We start from the raw sequence: 16,316 nt of genomic DNA on the forward strand, positions 1-16,316 counted from the left end.
CCTGGCGGGAGATCGCCGGAGCATAGGAGTGGCGCGACTCGACCGAGTGCGCTATCGTTGGCGCGGATGCGTCTATGGGGGACGCGGGGGAATCCAATTCTGCTTGCCGTTCTTCGGCAGTGCCTATGGGGAGGCGCTATGCGAGTCCAACGACTCGATTCAATCGACCGTGACTTCGATTCACGATCAGGTATGTTCCGTCGTATCGCTCTGGGAGTTGTCGCCGCTCTGGTGATCACGCTCCTGGGATCGGTGCTCACCGCTCCGACAGCGAACGCCGACACCGCACCGACAGACCCGGCCCTGCCGGCGACGGTGAGCGCTGACCCGCTCCCGACGACGCAGATCAACGGGATCGTCTGGGCGCAGGCCGTCGCGGGCAACAAGGTCTACGCCGGTGGTCAGTTCACCAGCGCGCGTCCCGCCGGGGCCGCCGCCGGAACGAACGAGACGCCGCGCTCGAACCTGCTCGCGTACGATCTCGCGACCGGTGTGCTCGACGCATCGTTCAATCCGCAGGTCAACGGCCGCATCCTCGCGGCCGCGGTCTCGCCGGATGGGTCGCGCCTGTACATCGGCGGTGGATTCACCGCTGTCGACGGGCAGAACCGCTACCGACTCGCCGCGTTCAACACCGCCACGGGCCAGCTCATCGCGAACTGGACCCCCGGCACCAACACGGTCGTCCAGGGCATCGTCGCCACGGACACGACGGTGTACGTGACGGGTGAGTTCTCGAACATCAACAACACGACCCGCACGGGTGTCGCCGCGCTGAGCGCGTCGACCGGAGCCGTCCAGGCGTTCAACCCGGTTCTCGCCGGAGGATACGGCGTGCGCGCCGTGGTCGTCTCGCCCGACAAGTCGAAGGTCGTCATCGCCGGCTCCTTCACGTCGACCAACGGGTCGACCAATCCCGGACGTGGGATGGCAGCCCTCGATGCGACCACGGGCACCAGCCTGCCCTGGGGCGTCAACAGCGTGATCCGCAACGCGGGCACGGGCTCGTCGATCTACTCGCTCGCCTCCGACGGCGACAGCGTGTACGGCAGCGGCTACGACTTCGGCGGGTCCAAGACCGAAGACGACTTCGAAGGCGCGTTCCGTGCCAACTGGAGCGACGGATCGATGGTCTGGATGGAGGACTGCCACGGCGACACCTACTCGGTGTATCCGACCGGCGGCGTCCTCTACACCGCAGCGCACTCGCACTACTGCGGCAACATCGGCGAGTTCCCGCAGCTCGACCCGTGGAACTTCAACTTCTCGCTCGCGTTCGACAAGAACCCGTCGAACCGCACGATCACGCCTGACCCCTACGGATACCGGAGCTTCACGGGCAACCCGGCAGCGCGACTGCTGCACTGGTACCCGACGTGGCAGCCCGGGACCGTGTCCGGCATGAGCCAGGCCGCGTGGTCGGTGACCGGCGGTGGCGACTATCTCGTCTACGGCGGCGAGTTCACCGCCGTGAGCGGTACCGCCCAGCAGGGGCTGGTGCGCTTCGCGAAGCCGGGAACGGCTCCGAACAAGGTCGGTCCCACCATCAAGGGCGGCGCCTACCAGATCAGTGCCCAGTCCTTCCGTGCCGGTCAGGTGCGAGTGGCATGGCCTGCGAACTACGACGCCGACAACGCGAAGCTCACGTACGAGGTGTACCGCCGCGACATCGCGCAGCCCGTCTACACGACGACCGCTGACTCGACGTTCTGGGTGCGTCCGCGCATGATGTACTCCGACACCGCGGTCACGGCCGGACAGGTGTACGAGTACCGCGTCAAGGTGACGGATGCGAACGGCAACTCGACCACCTCCGACTGGACCTCGGTCACGGCCGCTGCGACCGGTACCGCCAACACCTACAACTCCGCGATCCTCGACTCCGCGCCGAAGTACTACTGGCCGCTCAACGAGGCATCCGGATCGTCGGCGATCGACTGGGTGACGGGCAACGACCTGAACCTCGCCGGCGGCACCACGCGCGGTCTGCCCGGCCAGGTGCAGGGGGAGACCTCGGCATCCACCGGGTTCAACGGATCCAACGGAACCGCCGCTTCGGTCACTTCCGAGGTCGCACCGAACCAGTTCTCCGTCGAGGCTTGGTTCCAGACCACCAGCACCAGCGGCGGGAAGATCGTCGGTTTCGGCAACAGCGCGACGGGTGTGTCGGGCAGCTACGACCGCCACATCTACCTGAGCAACTCCGGACAGATCACGTTCGGCGTGTACCCGGGCGGTACCCGGACGCTCACCAGCGGCGCCGGTTACAACGACGGGAAGTGGCACCAGGTCGTGGGCACGATGAGCCCCGCCGGCATGGTGCTGTACGTCGACGGCGTCCGCGTGGGCGTGCGCACCGACACCACGACCGGCCAGGACTACAGCGGTTACTGGCGAGTCGGCGGCGACAACCAGGGCGGCTGGCCGTCTGCCGGTTCGTCGAACTTCCTGAACGGACGCATCGCGGATGTCGCCGTGTACTCCACCGCACTGTCGCGCAATGATGTCGACGCGCACTGGGTCGCATCCGGACGCACGTCGGCACTGCCGGCGGCTCCGGCGGACGCATACGGCAAGGCCGTGTACGACCTCGACCCGGCGTTCTACTGGCGTCTGAACGAGACCACGGGCACCGTTGCGGCGGATGCCGGACGCGACGCGAGCACCGGTGGGTACAAGACCAACGGCACCGCGACGATCCAGCGTGGACAGACCGGCGCGATCGCAGGCACGACGAACAAGGCGATCCGCTTCACCTCGTCCAAGCTCGGCTCGACGTGGAACAACCGGCAGACGGTGATCAGCGATCGCCAGTACGTCTCGCCGAACACCTACTCCATCGAGACCTGGTTCAAGACGACGTCCACGGGCGGCGGCAAGCTGATCGGCTTCGGCAACAGCAACTCCAACAACGCCAACGCGAGCTCGAACTACGACCGGCACATCTACATGGACTCGGTCGGTCGCCTCAAGTTCGGTGTCTACAGCGGAGGAACGCAGATCCTGACGGCTCCGAGCACGTACCGTGACGGCCAGTGGCACCACGTGGTGGCGCAGCAGTCGGCGAGTGGCATGCAGCTGTTCGTCGACGGCACAGAGGTCGCATCGAACGGCGTCTCGACGGCTGACCAGTACAGCGGTTACTGGCGGCTCGGCGGTGACACGACCTGGGAAGGCGACCCCTTCTGGGTCGGCACCCTCGACGAGCCTGCCGTGTACTCGGCCCCGCTGACGGCGAGCCAGGTGCTGCAGCACTACCAGCTCGGCACGACGGGTACGCCCAACGAGCTCCCGGTGGCGCAGTTCACCTCCACGTCGACCGATCTCTCGGTGGCGTTCGACGCCGCAGCCTCGAGCGACCAGGAAGGGCCGATCGCGGCCTACACCTGGAACTTCGGTGACGGGCAGACCGGCACCGGAGTGGCACCGACTCACGTCTACGACGCAGCAGGCACCTACACGGTGACCCTGACGGTTCGTGACGGGGGATCGCTGACCTCCTCGATCAGCCACGAGGTCATCACCCGCAACCCGAACGTGCTGCCGACGGCGGCCTTCACCGAGACCAAGGACTTCCTGGATCTCGCTGTCGACGCTTCGACCAGCGCGGACACCGACGGCACGATCGCCGCGTACGCCTGGAACTTCGGTGACGGCGCAGCCGCCACCGGTGTCACCGCGGCGCACACCTACACCGCCTCCGGCACCTACGAGGTGTCGCTGACGGTGACGGATGACCGTGGCGGCTCTGCGACGACCTCCAAGTCGATCGTGGTCGAGGCGGCAAACATCGCTCCGGTCGCCGTCGCCAACGTGGTCCGTGGTGCCGACGGCATGTCGATCACGGCAGACGGAACGGGTTCCACCGACAGCGACGGAACCGTCGCGGCGTACGCCTGGACCTTCGGCGACGGAGGCACGGCGACGGGTGCGACGGCGACCCACACCTACACGACGGCCGGCACGTACACAGTGACGCTCAAGGTGACGGACGACGATGGGGCGACCCACCAGGTCACGGCATCGGTCACCGTCGCGCCGGCCGCCACGGAGGATGTCATCGCAAAGGATGCGTTCGAGCGCACCGCTGCTTCTTCGTGGGGCAGCGCGGACGTCGGCGGCAGCTGGACGACCACCGGCGGGGCGGCAGCCTTCTCGGTCGGCGACGGAGTGGGCAAGTTCGCCCTGGCGCCGGCAGCGACTCGCGAGGCGCGTCTGGCCGGAGTCTCCGGCACGCAGACGGTCACCTCGTTGACGATCGCATCGAGCAACGCGACCAACGGTGGAGCCTTCAACCTGACGGTCAACGGCCGCCAGGTCGGCAGCGACACGTACTCGGGACGCATCAAGATCGAGGCGAATGGAGCGATCAGGCTCTACCTGCTGCGCAACGAGGTCGCGATCGGAAACAGCGTCGTGCTCGCCGGGAACTACACCGCCGGTGAGAAGCTCTCGCTCGCTCTGTCGGTCCGCGGCACCTCGCCGACGAACCTCTCGCTGAAGGTGTGGCGCACGGGAACCACGGAGCCTGCGAACCCGCAGCTCCAGGCGACCGACACCACGGCTGCGCTGCAGGTGGCGGGATCCGTGGGGCTGAAGATGGCGGTCAGCTCGGTGTCGACGGTGTCGACGGTCATCTCCGTCGATGACTACAAGGTCGTCACCGGCGCCGTCGTGGCCCCGGTGAACCAGGCGCCCACCGCGTCGTTCACCTCGACGACCAACGGCCTCACCGCCAACGTCGACGGCAACGCATCCACCGATTCCGACGGGACCATCGCGTCGTACGCCTGGACCTTCGGAGACGGCGGCACGGCGACGGGCGCAACGGCCTCGCACGCCTACACCGCAGCCGGCACGTACAACGTGACGCTCACCGTGAAGGACGACAAGGGCACGACCGCCTCGGTCACCAACCCGGTGACCGTGACGGCTCCGGTCGTCGATCCGCCGGACCCGACGGGCCCGGTGCCGCTGGCGACCGACGAGTTCGATCGTGCGGTGACGGGAGGCTGGGGCACGTCCGACCTGGGCGGTGCCTGGGCGACGACGGGAGGAAACCCGGCGTTCACGGTCGCAGGAGGAAAGGGCACCATCACGCTCGCTCCCTCTCAGACGCGTGAGGCCCGTCTGGCCGTGTCGGGTACCAGCACGGTTCTCGACACGACGTTCGCCGCGGATGTCGCCTCTGTCGGAGGCACGACCAGCATCACGTTGCACGGGCGTACGGTCGGCACCTCGGTGTACTCGGCCAGGGTCCGCCTCGAGCCGGCCGGAGTCGTGCGCCTGTACATCCTTCGGGATGAGACAGCCATCGGCAACAGCTTCGTGCTTCCGACCAGCTACACCGCCGGACAGGTCCTGCACACGCGGTTGTCCGTCACCGGCACCAGCCCCACGACGATCGCCGCCAAGGTGTGGGTCGAGGGACAGACGGAGCCTGCCACGTGGCAGCTTCAGGGGACGGATACCACGGCAGCCATGCAGGCAGCCGGCGGAGTCGGGATCAAGACGTCGGTGAGCTCGGCGTCCACGAACGCGGCGACGAAGATCTCCTTCGACCGTTTCGCGGTGGTTGTTCCGCAGTAACGATCCTCATGAGAGCGGATGGGGTGCGTGGCTTCGATGCCCGCACCTCATCCGCTTTTCTGTGCGCCGGACGCGCAGCATCGCGGAAAGGACACCGAGCCTGAAGCGAGAACGTCTCCGCCTTCGCGGCCGGCAACTCCGTCTGTGGCGACGGAACGGAGAGCCGACGCGGTCATGCGGGTCGACTCACCCGTGGCACAGGCACGCGGCGAACGTCGTGCGGCTCTGCGAAGGCGGTTCGCAGGTTCGCAGGGGGCCGGTCTCAGCCTCGGACGTCAGAGGGGACGCTGTGCGCGGCGCGCGCGTACTCGGGAGTGATCCGCCCGAGCGCTCCGAGTATCCGGCCCTGGGCGAACCAGGCCCGGCGGCGAAGCACCGCATGCGCGGACACGTTGCCGCGCAGACGCGCGAAGAGCCCGCGGGCGGAGAAGACGACAAGGCGGATCACTCCGCCCACCAGGTGCAGCGCTCGAAGCGCCAGCGTGCGAGCGACAGACGAGCTGCGACTGAGCAGCTTGGTGCGCATCTGGCCCTGTGAGATCGTGCGGCGCCGGACGAACTCCTTCGTGGTGCGTTCGACGGGCACCTCGTCGCGGACGACGGAGTCCGCAGACGCCATGATCTTGCCGCCTGCAGAAAGCAACGCCCGCCCGAACAGCATGTCCTCACCGCCGGCGAGGCCGAGGGACGCATCGAATCGGACGCCGAGACTCCGGACCTGGGCGGAGTCGATGAGGACGTTCCCGGTGGCCATCGCCTCCAGGGGCTGGCCGTTCACTCGCCGCCGTCGACGCATGAAGCCGCCGGCGATGATCCACGGATCAGTCCCCTCCGGCCACACGTAGTCGACATAGCCCATGACGACCGCGGGGTGGGACGCTGTCCAGACGCGCACCAGTGCGTCCAACCATCCCGGCTGGGGCACGACATCGTCATCCACCATCGCGACGAGTTCACCGTCTCGCGCGCCATCGAGTGCGGCTTGCCGCGCTGCGGCTATACCCGGCGTCGGTTCGTGTATGTAGTCGACGTCGAGCTCGTGAGCGAGAGGTGCGGCGGACCTCTCAGGATCGTTGTCCACCAGAGCGATGCGGATGTCGGCTGCCAGCGTCCCCTGATTCGCGCGGATCGCGTCGATCAGTGGAGCGAGGAGTTCGGTGCGGCGAAAAGTCGTGACGGCGACGAGGACGGACGGGGTCCCATCGGGGTGTGACGGAGCACTCATCCGTTCAGTATGCCCCGCTGGGCTGCACCATCACCTTGGCCGTGCGCCACATGATCTGCAGGTCGTTCATCACAGACCAGTTCTCGACGTAACGCAGGTCCAGGCGCACGCTCTCATCCCAGGAGAGATCGCTGCGACCGGAGACCTGCCACAGGCCGGTGATCCCCGGCTTGATGTAGAGGCGGCGGAACACGGTTCCGTCGTACGCCGTGACCTCGCTGGGGAGCGGAGGGCGGGGTCCGACGACACTCATGTCACCGACCAGCACGTTCCAGAACTGCGGCAGCTCGTCGAGCGACAGCTTGCGCAGGATGCGACCCACGCGGGTGACACGGGGGTCGTCCTTCAGCTTGAACAGCAGGCCGGCACCCTCGTTCTGTTCCTTCAGCGCCGCGAGCTGCTGCTCGGCATCGGTCCTCATGGAACGGAACTTGACCATCTTGAAACGGCGACCGTCGCGGCCGACGCGCTCCTGGAAGAAGAAGACCGGGCCCGGCGAGTCGATCTTCACCAGCAGCGCGAGCACGGGCGTGATCAGACCGATCGGGATCAGGGCGAGCGTCGCGACGGCGATGTCGAGTGCGCGCTTGAGGAGGTGCTGTCCGCCCTCGTAGCGAGGGATCTGGACCTGGATCAGGGGGAGTCCCTCGACCGGCGCGAACGAGATCCGCGGGCCGGCGACGTCGGTGAGGCGGCTCGACAGCACCAGCTCGGCAGCGGTGCCCTCGAGCTGCCAGCTCAGTCGCTTGACGAACTCGGGGTCGCCCTCGGGGCGGCTCGCGACGATGATCGTGTCGGCGCCGAGCTCGGCTGCGACGGCCGACACGGTGTTGACGTTGCCGAGCACGGGGAACAGCGCATCGCGGATCTCGATGTCGCGGGCATTGCCATCGAGCAGCGTGGCGCCGACGACCTGGTAGCCCGAGGCTCCGATCGGGTGGAGCGTGCGCACGACGTACTCGACGTCGTCCTTGTTGCCGACGACGAGCGTGCGCGATGCGAAGCGACCGTGGCTCCGCTGGATCTGGAGCCAGTGGCGCCAGATCCAGCGGGTCACGAGCAGAGTCAACACACCGAGCGGCAGCCCCAGCAGCAGCGTCAGTTGCATCGACTCCCAGCTCAGGAGCACCGCGACGATGGCGATGATCCCGAAGGCGAGACCGCTGGCGTGCACGACGCCCCGGTACTCGGTGGCACTCGCACGGAAGAGCGCGGCGTCCCGCGTGTGGAGTGCGCTGAGCATGAGGTACCAGAGCGCGGCGAGGGGGACGCCGGCACGCAGGACCTCAGGAACGGCGACGCCGCTGATCAGCTGGACGGTCGCGGTCAGGCCGACGGCGAACAGGATGACAGCGGCATCCGTGACTCGCAGTCTGATCCGATAGCGGCGTTCCCACTGACGGCGTCGTTCCAACGTTGCGGAGGCGCGCGGCGTGACCACGGTGCGCGTCACCGACTTGGTGGCTCTCGGTGCGGCGACCGGCACAAAGCCAGCTCCCGTACGAGTGATGCTCAGGGCATCCTCGACGGAGGTCATGCCCCGGCCCCGAAAGCCGTTGATGTACGCAGAATTCCCCAGTGCGACATGGTTTCCCCAGTGTTTCCCCAGACCGCGAGCAAAACGCTTGCGGCGTTCGTCCGCATTCCCGACCCCTCGGGTTCCCGCTGCCATCTCCGTGATCCCACACCACGGATTGCGATCACCGTCCCACACGGCGATGCTTGCAGCGAGCACTGCAGACTCTCGACAGCATAGCGGAATCATCGGGCGGAGGGAAGGTTTTTCGTACGTGTGGATCAATCGGGGGTCAGAGGCCTCGTCGCAGCGGATCGCGGGGCTATTCTGGCCCCCGTGATCGACAACACCGCACCCGCGCGCTTCCAGCTCCGCCGCATGCTGCCGCGTGATCCCGCTCAACCGCATCGGGCGGCCAGCATGCTGGAGCTGTTCTTCGACCTCGTGTTCGTCGTGGCGGTGAGCATCGCTTCGGCTCAGCTGCATCACGCGCTCAGCCACGGCGACTTCGTGCACGGCATCACTTCGTACGCGATGATCTTCTTCGCGATCTGGTGGGCGTGGATGAACTTCACGTGGTTCGCGACGTCCTTCGACACGGACGACTGGTTGTACCGGGTGACGACCATCGTGCAGATGGGCGGCGTGCTGGTGATGGCCGCGGGCATCCCCGATGCGTTCGAACACGGAGACTTCACGATCCCGGTCGTGGGCTACGTGGTGATGAGGGTCGCCATGATCGCGCAGTGGCTGCGGGCATCGCGCTCCGCCGGCGCGCTGCGGTCGGCCACCCGGCGCTACGCCTTCGGGATCGCGGCGGTGCAGGTGCTCTGGATCCTGTTCCTCCTGATCCCGGGCGGCCCGCTGCAGCTCATCGCATTCGTCGTGTTCGCCCTGATCGAGATCAGCATCCCGGTGTTCGCCGAGCATCGCAGGCAGACGCCATGGCATCCGCATCACATCACCGAACGATACGGACTGTTCACCCTGATCGTGCTCGGTGAGAGTCTGCTCGCCTCGGCGAACGCGATCATCGATGCGCTCAAGGAGGTCGAATCCCTCGGGCCGCTCATCGCGATCTCGGTACTCGCGCTCGTCGTGACCGCGTCGCTCTGGTGGATCTACTTCTGGCCGCCGCATCACCGCGCGATCACCTCGTTCGGCCGATCGCTGCGCTACGGGTACACGCACTACTTCGTCTTCGCCGCAGCGGCGGCGTTCTCGGCGGGGGTCGAGGTCGAGATCGACGTGCTCACCGGGAAGAGCGAGCTGTCGAGCGTGGCCGCGTCCTTCACGGTCACGATCCCGATCGCGATCTTCCTGCTCGGCATCTGGTGGATCGCCATCCGTGAGAACGCGGACCGTGTGGTCAACACGGTCGTCCCGGTCGGAGCGCTCGTCGTGCTGCTCGATCCGGTGCTCCCTGTCCCGGTGACCCTCACCGCGCTCATCCTCGTCGTGATCGTGGTGGTGCTGGTCATCCGTCCGCCCGTGGAGAAGGAGAATGAGCGCTTCGACTCCGTGAGTGCATGATCTGTTAGACTGTCTGATGCAACGTGAGTGATTCGCCCCTCTCGGCCGTCACGTCGCCACTGATCAGGGCCATTACGGACCGCGCACGTCGATGCGCGCGGGATCCGCCCTCGATCTCACATCAGCGAGGCGCCGACGTGCGCCCGCCCCACAGCAATGAGCATGACCATGAGTATTACGACCTTCCCCCCTTTCGATCCGTTGACCTGGAAACAGGCCGACGCCGATGTACACGTCGCGACCCGCAACGGCGAATTCGCCGGCTTCGTCGAGTTCGACGGCTCCGCCCACCTCGTCCGTGACGAGCGCGGCACCGATCTCGGCTCGTTCGAGACCCTCGGCGACGCCCAGAGTGCGCTCGAGGACACCCACGAGTCCCGCGTCCCGCGGAGTCGACGGATCCCGTTGACTCTTCCCCGGGCCTTCCGCCGGGGGTTGCGGCGCGCTCGCGCCTGACCCCGGGGCCGACTCGCGCCGGAACGAGGTACGGGTCTCAGCCCTCGATCGCGTCGGGCCAGACGGTGGGTATGCCTCCGTCGGGGCCTGCCGGGACCACTCCCTGCAGAGGAGTGATGATCTCCCATCCGGACGAGGCGTCGCGCAGGAACAGGATGACGGGCTCGTCTCCCTGTCTCTCCGACATGATGTCGCGGGTGTCCCCGCAGCTGCGGGGGAGCGAGGTCACCACGATCTCCCCGTCTCCCTCCCCACCACCGTCGAGCCAGGAGTCCACCTCCACGTTCCAAGTCGTGGCAGGGATGTCCAGGTAGTTCGATGTGCCGGCCTGGTCGACGATGCGGCCGAGCACGACCGCATCCGACTCGGCGGCGGCGTCGGCCGGCGTCTCGAACCAGACCCAGTCGATGCACGTCTCCGAGGTGACGAACGGAGAACCCGCGCACGCCGCCATCGGGGCGAGCGCGAGGATCACGGCGGCGGATGCGGCCGCCCGGGCGTGTCGAGCCATGAGCCGATCATGGCACAGGCCGCGAAAACGCCGCTGTCGTATTCCGTTCGGCGCATGTGGCCGGGGCTACCCTGAGTTAAGCGTTGGGCGTCCGCCTTGGGCTTTCACAGCCGCAGGGCTCCGATGGACGGGAGAGCAACATCTCCACTTCAGAGGTCGAAACGACCGCAACGCTCGGACCGGTACGTCAGACGTATGCCGGTAACGCAGATTTCCCCCCGATGGCGCAGGCCTACAAACAGGTGTCGCAGGTCGTCCGAGAGATGGGCCTGCTGCAGCGCGCAAGCTGGTTCTACATCTGGGTCTCCGCCGGCATCGCCGTCGCCCTCGCCGGCTGCATCGCCGGCTTCATCCTGCTCGGCGACAGCTGGTTCCAGCTGCTCATCGCCGCAGCCCTCGGCATCGTCTTCACGCAGATCGCCTTCCTCACGCACGAGGCGGCGCACCGCCAGATCCTCAGCTCGGGTCCTGCCAACTTCCGCCTCGCGCGCATCCTCGCCGCCAGCATCGGCATGAGCTACTCCTGGTGGGATTCCAAGCACACCAAGCACCACGGCAACCCGAACCAGGTGGGCAAGGATCCCGACATCGAGGTCGACACGATCTCCTTCCTCGAAGAGGACGCGGCGAAGTCCCGCGGCATCATCCGTCTGATCACCCGCAAGCAGGGATGGCTGTTCTTCCCGCTCCTCACGCTCGAGGGGCTGAACCTGCACTACCTCGGTCTCAAGCACCTGACGACCAAGAAGAACGTCAAGGGACGCTGGATCGAGCTGAGCATCATCGCCGCACGCTTCATCATCATCCTCGTGCCGGTCTTCATGATCCTCCCGCTCGGAATGGCCTTCGCCTTCATGGGTGTGCAGATGGCCGTCTTCGGTGTCTACATGGGTGCGTCCTTCGCGCCGAACCACAAGGGCATGCCGATCATCGATCCGAACGCCCGCCTGGACTTCTTCTCGAAGCAGGTCCGCACGTCGCGCAACGTCAGCGGCGGCTGGTGGGTCACCTCGTTCATGGGCGGCCTCAACTACCAGGTCGAGCATCACCTGTTCCCGAACATGCCGCGCCCCAACCTGTCGAAGGCGCGTGAGGTCGTGCGCGACTACTGCATCGCGAACAACGTGCCCTACACCGAGACCAACCTCATCCGGTCGTACGCGATCGTGATCCAGTACCTCAACAGGGTCGGCCTCTCCGCCGGCGCGGACCCGTTCGACTGCCCCGCCGTCTCGCAGTTCGGTCGCGCGTAGTCCTCGCTCTTCCCGAATCGCCCGGATCCTCTCTGCGAGGGTCCGGGCGATTCGCCGTTCTCGGCGTCAGTCCGTCGACGACCACTCGGTGTCGCGCAGCCGTTCGAACGCATCGAGCAGAAGGTCGAGCGTGAACTCGTACTCCGCCTGCTCATCGCAGGCGCCCTCGGGGTTGCGTGCGGCGGCGTCGGATGCGATCGCAACGACGTGCGGATAGCGGGCGGCCATCTGGTGCATCGCGGCCGGCTGCGCCTCGCGGGGCGCCGTCGCCGAAGGGGCGGCGAACGCCTCGGGGCTGAAGCCCCAGATGCGGTATCCGAGGGCGTGCATCGCGTGGTGGGTGAGATCGACCGAGTGTCCGCCGCTGATCAGGTCCCCCGCCACCGCGTTCATGTGATCGAGCACGGCGGGAGTCTGTCGCGTGGCGTTCTCGATCGCGGTGCGCATCCACGGATGCCGCAGCAGGGCCTCGCGCGCGGACAGCAGCCGCAGGCGCACGGCCGCGCGCGAGGGGGAGGATGCCGGCGGGGTGCCGTACTCGCCGATCACGCGGTCGATCATGCCGCCGCGCAGGTCGTCCTTGTCGGAGACGTGCTTGTACAGCGCCATCGGGACGACGCCGAGTTCGGATGCGAGGGTGCGCATGCTCAGCGCCTCGATCCCGTGGTTGTCGGCGAACGTGACTGCCGCGCGCAGCACCAGCGTTCTGTCGAGCGGGATGCGGGACGGTCGGTCGGTCGGCATAAGGCTCCTGCTTGACGAAGTGTACACCGTACACCTAATGTGTCGGTCACAGGTGTACGTCGTACACCCTACTCGTCGTCGAAGGGCCGCCGCATGTCCGACCACCGCACTCTCGCCCGTGTCGCCGGGCTGCTCTACCTGCTCACATTCGCCACGTCGATCCCCGCTTTGGCGCTCAAACAGCCCTTCCTGCAGGCGGGTGGAGCGGGGGCCCCGACCGCGGCGCAGGGGGCGGTCGTGCTCGAGATCCTGCTCGCCCTCAGCTGTCTCGGCACCGCGGTCGTACTCGCTCCCGTGACGCGCCGGGTGAGTGAGCCCCTCGCGCTGGGCTTCGTCGGCTCACGCGTGCTCGAAGCGGCAGCCGTGCTCATCGGCGCCGTCGCCCTTCTCGCGCTGATCCGGATCGGGCCGAACCCCGGCGCCGGTGCCGATGTCCTGGTCGCGACCCATGATGCCGCGTTCCTCCTCGGTCCGGGACTCCTGCCCGCGATCAACGCGGTACTCCTGGGTGCCGTCCTCTTTCGCGCGGGGCTCGTCCCGCGGGTGCTTCCCCTGCTCGGGTTCATCGGCGCGCCCCTGCTGGTGGCATCCGCGTGCGCGACCCTCTTCGGCGCCCTGGACCAGGTCTCGCCGCTCGCCGGGCTCGCGGCGCTCCCCATCGCGCTGTGGGAACTCGGACTCGGGCTCTGGCTGGTACTACGCGGCTTCCGTGCGGATGCGGTGGAGCGGCTTGCGCTGCGACGCTCCGCGGTCGGCTGAGATCCGGGGCCTGGATCTCAGCGCCGTGATCCCGTCGTCTAGAGCAGCCCCAGCTCCATCGCGAGAGTGACGGCGCGCGTGCGATCGGAGACTTCGAGCTTCTCGAACGCGTGCAGGAGATGTGTCTTCACCGTCGCTTCCCCGATGAAGAGATCCTTTGCGATCTGCGGATTGCTGCGACCCGCGGCGACGAGACCGAGCACCTCCAACTCGCGGGGGCTGAGCGAGGGCCGGGTCGGTCGGTCCTTTCGCATCCGGGTGACCAGGGTGGCGGCGATCGACGGCGCGAGCACGGTGTGCCCCTCGGCGACCGAACGGATCCCCGCGACGATCTCCTCCTGCGGCGCGGCCTTCAGCAGATAGCCGCTGGCTCCCGCCTCGATCGCGCCGAGGATGTCGTCGTCGCTCTCGTAGGTGGTGAGCACGAGCACGCGTACATCGGGAAGCTCCTGCGTGATCCGGGAAGTGGCCTCTGCGCCGGACAACGTCGGCATCCGCAGATCCATCAGCACGACGTCCGGACGCAGCGCGGTGGCCAGCGCGACCGCCTCGAGACCGTCGGATGCCTCGCCGACGACCTCCAGCTCCTCGTCGAGCGAGAGCAGACCGACGATGCCGGAACGCACGATCGGGTGGTCGTCCGCCACGATGACACGGATCATGACGACTCCTCCTGCACCGTGAGCGGCACGCGGACCATGAGCGTGGTGCCGGAGACCTCGCCGTCGGTCACATCCAGGGTGCCGCCGACCAGCGCGACCCGGTCGCGCATGCCCGCGAGACCGAAGCCGTTGCCCTCGCCCAGACGGACACCGCCGAGTCCGCGCCCGTCGTCGCTCACGACGAGCATCGCCTCTTCGCCCACCTGCAGGGTGACGGAGGCCGACACGGCGACGGCGTGCTTGCGGACGTTCGCCAGCCCCTCCTGCGCGCAGCGCAGCAGCACGACCTGGATGCCGCGCGGCACCGGCTGAGTGGAGGTGGTCACCGCGACCGGCAGCCCGGTCTCTCTGCTGAACCTCTCGCCGAGTCTGCGCAGGGCTTCCGAGAGCGAGTCGGACGGGTCGGCCGCCGGTGACTCGACGACAACCAGCGCTCTGGCCTCTCGCAGTGCGTCGCGTGCCGCTTCCTCGATCAGGGCGACGGTGTCTGCGGAACCGTCCAGCCGTCCGCGCTCCGCGAGCATCACGATGCTGGTGAGGCTCTGGGCGATCGTGTCGTGCACGTCCCTCGCGAGGCGCGCCCGTTCGGCCGATGCGCCGGCTTCACGGCTCGCCGCTTCGAGTCCCGCCTGCGCGGCGGTGAGGTCGGCGAGCAGGCGCTGGCGTTCCGAGCCCCATTCGGCGATCCGGGTGATCCACAGCCCCAGCGCGAGGCTGAAGGCCGCTGACAGCCCGGAGGTGACGACACCGGCGAGGACGAGCTCCGGCCCGAACCCGCCCCAGAACGAATAGGCGATGGCGACGACGGTGGCGTTGACGAGTGTCACGATGATCGACTGCGCGGTCGACCGCGAGGTCATCCAGATGAGGGGCAGCACCAGCGTCTGCAGCAGGAGCATGTTGGGCTCGATCGAGGTGCCGATCGCCATCAGCGCGATCAGCGCGATCTGGATCATCGCCGAGGCGAGAGGAGACGGCTCCGGCGCCTCGCGGAAGCTCACGTAGCGACGGGCCCCGAACGCGTAGACGGCGACCAGGCCGCAGGCGGTGGCGACCAGCATCCACGGGGAGGCGGCGCTGCGCGAGGGGAGGGTGAAGGCGAGTATCAGGATCACGACGAAGAGCGCGGCGGTCGCGAGGTCCCACCCCAGGCGTTCCTTGCGGACGGTGCTCATGACGACCACTCTGGCATCATCGCGGCGCTGCTGCCTCGAGACGGAGCCGTGCTCACCCGTCGCGGCGGATCCAGCGGAAGGTGATCCGACTGAGTACGAGTCCGGCCACGAGCCACACCAGCAGCATCACGGCGATGAGCCCGATGTCCCAGGCCCCGCTCGTCTCGGCGGTGCGGAACGAGTCGGGGAGGAAGACGGAGCGCATGCCCTGGGCGATCCACTTCACTGGCAGGACGCCGGCTGCGTTCTGCAGCCACTCCGGGAGCATCGAGAACGCGATGTACACCCCCGAGACGAACTGGATCAACAGCACGATCGGGATGACGACCGCCGCGGAGGACTTCCCGGAGCGCGGCACCGCGGACAGCGCGATTCCGAGGAGCGTGCAGGCGATCAGGCCGAGCGCGAAGATCCAGGCGAAACGCCCCCACGCGGCGGGATCAGTGGGGAGTTCCACCCCGTACACGATGACGGCGACGGCGATCAGCAGAGCGATCTGCAGGATAGCCGTGACGAAGACCTCGCCGATCTTCCCGATGAAGTAGGTGACGGGGGAGATCGGCGTCCCCCCGAGCCGCTTCAACGTTCCATCGCTCTTCTCCATCGCGATCTCGAGGGCGGGGCCCTGCACGCCGGAGAGGAGGATGCCACCGGCGATCAGCCCCGGGAGGTAATAGGTCGCCATGCTGATCTTGTCGGGTCCCTCCCCGATGTCGCCCGTGAAGATCGTCGCGAACACCACGTACATCAGGGTCGGGAACAGGAACGTGAAGAACACCTGGTCGCCGGCCCGGAAGTACTGACGGAGCTCGAATCCGATCCGGCGCAGGCCGAGGCGCACGGTGCGGGCGATGCCGAAGCGCGCGGGGGCAGAGGTGACGGCGGTGGACATG

Annotated in this window: 12 protein-coding genes; 5 read left to right on the forward strand and 7 right to left on the reverse strand. The window is 67.5% G+C overall.

All coding sequences use genetic code 11. From position 1 onward, the window contains the following. The first annotated feature begins 192 nt into the window (after window positions 1–192). Window positions 193–5,589, forward strand: a complete 5,397-nt coding sequence (locus FB560_RS19350; protein ID WP_170198221.1) for a PKD domain-containing protein — start codon at window positions 193–195, stop codon at window positions 5,587–5,589. Between the two features lie 262 nt (window positions 5,590–5,851). Here FB560_RS19350 and FB560_RS19355 read toward each other — a convergent pair whose 3' ends face one another. Together FB560_RS19355 and FB560_RS19360 are read right to left on the reverse strand one after the other, a co-directional pair. After that, window positions 5,852–6,814: a glycosyltransferase family 2 protein gene (locus tag FB560_RS19355; protein WP_141874338.1), complete on the reverse strand. Its 963-nt coding sequence runs from the start codon at window positions 6,812–6,814 to the stop codon at window positions 5,852–5,854. Window positions 6,815–6,818: 4 nt separating this feature from the next. Then, window positions 6,819–8,351 (reverse strand): sugar transferase, encoded by a 1,533-nt coding sequence (locus tag FB560_RS19360; protein ID WP_141874339.1) that lies wholly within the window; start codon window positions 8,349–8,351, stop codon window positions 6,819–6,821. A gap of 357 nt (window positions 8,352–8,708) precedes the next feature. Between FB560_RS19360 and FB560_RS19365 the strand changes: the two genes are divergently transcribed. Further along, entirely contained in the window at window positions 8,709–9,863 is a 1,155-nt protein-coding gene (locus FB560_RS19365; protein WP_141874626.1) for a low temperature requirement protein A, read from the forward strand. Window positions 9,864–10,031: 168 nt separating this feature from the next. Further along, entirely contained in the window at window positions 10,032–10,319 is a 288-nt protein-coding gene (locus tag FB560_RS19370; protein WP_141874340.1) for a hypothetical protein, read from the forward strand. A gap of 37 nt (window positions 10,320–10,356) precedes the next feature. On the opposite strand, the gene FB560_RS19375 is transcribed toward FB560_RS19370, so the two are convergent. Beyond that, a complete protein-coding gene (locus tag FB560_RS19375; RefSeq protein ID WP_141874341.1) occupies window positions 10,357–10,830 on the reverse strand; it encodes a hypothetical protein in 474 nt (157 codons plus the stop codon). A gap of 140 nt (window positions 10,831–10,970) precedes the next feature. Between FB560_RS19375 and FB560_RS19380 the strand changes: the two genes are divergently transcribed. Then, entirely contained in the window at window positions 10,971–12,083 is a 1,113-nt protein-coding gene (locus tag FB560_RS19380; protein ID WP_407662575.1) for a fatty acid desaturase family protein, read from the forward strand. Window positions 12,084–12,149: 66 nt separating this feature from the next. Here FB560_RS19380 and FB560_RS19385 read toward each other — a convergent pair whose 3' ends face one another. Next, window positions 12,150–12,827: a TetR/AcrR family transcriptional regulator gene (locus FB560_RS19385; RefSeq protein ID WP_141874343.1), complete on the reverse strand. Its 678-nt coding sequence runs from the start codon at window positions 12,825–12,827 to the stop codon at window positions 12,150–12,152. Between the two features lie 93 nt (window positions 12,828–12,920). Here FB560_RS19385 and FB560_RS19390 point away from each other — a divergent pair, with 93 nt between their 5' ends. Then, complete coding sequence (locus tag FB560_RS19390; RefSeq protein WP_141874344.1) at window positions 12,921–13,586, forward strand: DUF4386 domain-containing protein; 666 nt, start codon at window positions 12,921–12,923, stop codon at window positions 13,584–13,586. A 38-nt stretch (window positions 13,587–13,624) separates the two neighbouring features. Here the strand turns inward: FB560_RS19390 and FB560_RS19395 are convergent, their stop codons facing one another. Genes FB560_RS19395 through FB560_RS19405 form a run of 3 tightly spaced genes read right to left on the reverse strand, consistent with a single transcriptional unit; the run spans window position 13,625 to window position 16,315 of the window. Continuing rightward, window positions 13,625–14,248, reverse strand: a complete 624-nt coding sequence (locus FB560_RS19395; protein WP_141874345.1) for a response regulator — start codon at window positions 14,246–14,248, stop codon at window positions 13,625–13,627. After that, window positions 14,245–15,423: a sensor histidine kinase gene (locus FB560_RS19400; protein ID WP_141874346.1), complete on the reverse strand. Its 1,179-nt coding sequence runs from the start codon at window positions 15,421–15,423 to the stop codon at window positions 14,245–14,247. Before FB560_RS19400 ends, FB560_RS19395 begins: the two co-directional genes overlap by 4 nt. A gap of 52 nt (window positions 15,424–15,475) precedes the next feature. Continuing rightward, window positions 15,476–16,315: an ABC transporter permease gene (locus FB560_RS19405; RefSeq protein WP_141874347.1), complete on the reverse strand. Its 840-nt coding sequence runs from the start codon at window positions 16,313–16,315 to the stop codon at window positions 15,476–15,478. Between the last annotated feature and the right edge of the window lies 1 nt (window position 16,316).

Origin of the sequence: Microbacterium saperdae, from assembly GCF_006716345.1 — a bacterium.
GTDB lineage: Bacteria > Actinomycetota > Actinomycetes > Actinomycetales > Microbacteriaceae > Microbacterium > Microbacterium saperdae.

Coding starts and splice junctions, on each gene's coding strand:
- FB560_RS19355 (WP_141874338.1), bottom strand. CDS start 6,814: ATGAGTGCTCCGTCACACCCCGATGGGACCCCGTCCGTCCTCGTCGCC.
- FB560_RS19400 (WP_141874346.1), bottom strand. CDS start 15,423: ATGAGCACCGTCCGCAAGGAACGCCTGGGGTGGGACCTCGCGACCGCC.
- FB560_RS19390 (WP_141874344.1), top strand. CDS start 12,921: ATGTCCGACCACCGCACTCTCGCCCGTGTCGCCGGGCTGCTCTACCTG.
- FB560_RS19405 (WP_141874347.1), bottom strand. CDS start 16,315: ATGTCCACCGCCGTCACCTCTGCCCCCGCGCGCTTCGGCATCGCCCGC.
- FB560_RS19370 (WP_141874340.1), top strand. CDS start 10,032: ATGAGTATTACGACCTTCCCCCCTTTCGATCCGTTGACCTGGAAACAG.
- FB560_RS19395 (WP_141874345.1), bottom strand. CDS start 14,248: ATGATCCGTGTCATCGTGGCGGACGACCACCCGATCGTGCGTTCCGGC.
- FB560_RS19365 (WP_141874626.1), top strand. CDS start 8,709: ATGCTGCCGCGTGATCCCGCTCAACCGCATCGGGCGGCCAGCATGCTG.
- FB560_RS19385 (WP_141874343.1), bottom strand. CDS start 12,827: ATGCCGACCGACCGACCGTCCCGCATCCCGCTCGACAGAACGCTGGTG.
- FB560_RS19360 (WP_141874339.1), bottom strand. CDS start 8,351: ATGACCTCCGTCGAGGATGCCCTGAGCATCACTCGTACGGGAGCTGGC.
- FB560_RS19350 (WP_170198221.1), top strand. CDS start 193: ATGTTCCGTCGTATCGCTCTGGGAGTTGTCGCCGCTCTGGTGATCACG.
- FB560_RS19375 (WP_141874341.1), bottom strand. CDS start 10,830: ATGGCTCGACACGCCCGGGCGGCCGCATCCGCCGCCGTGATCCTCGCG.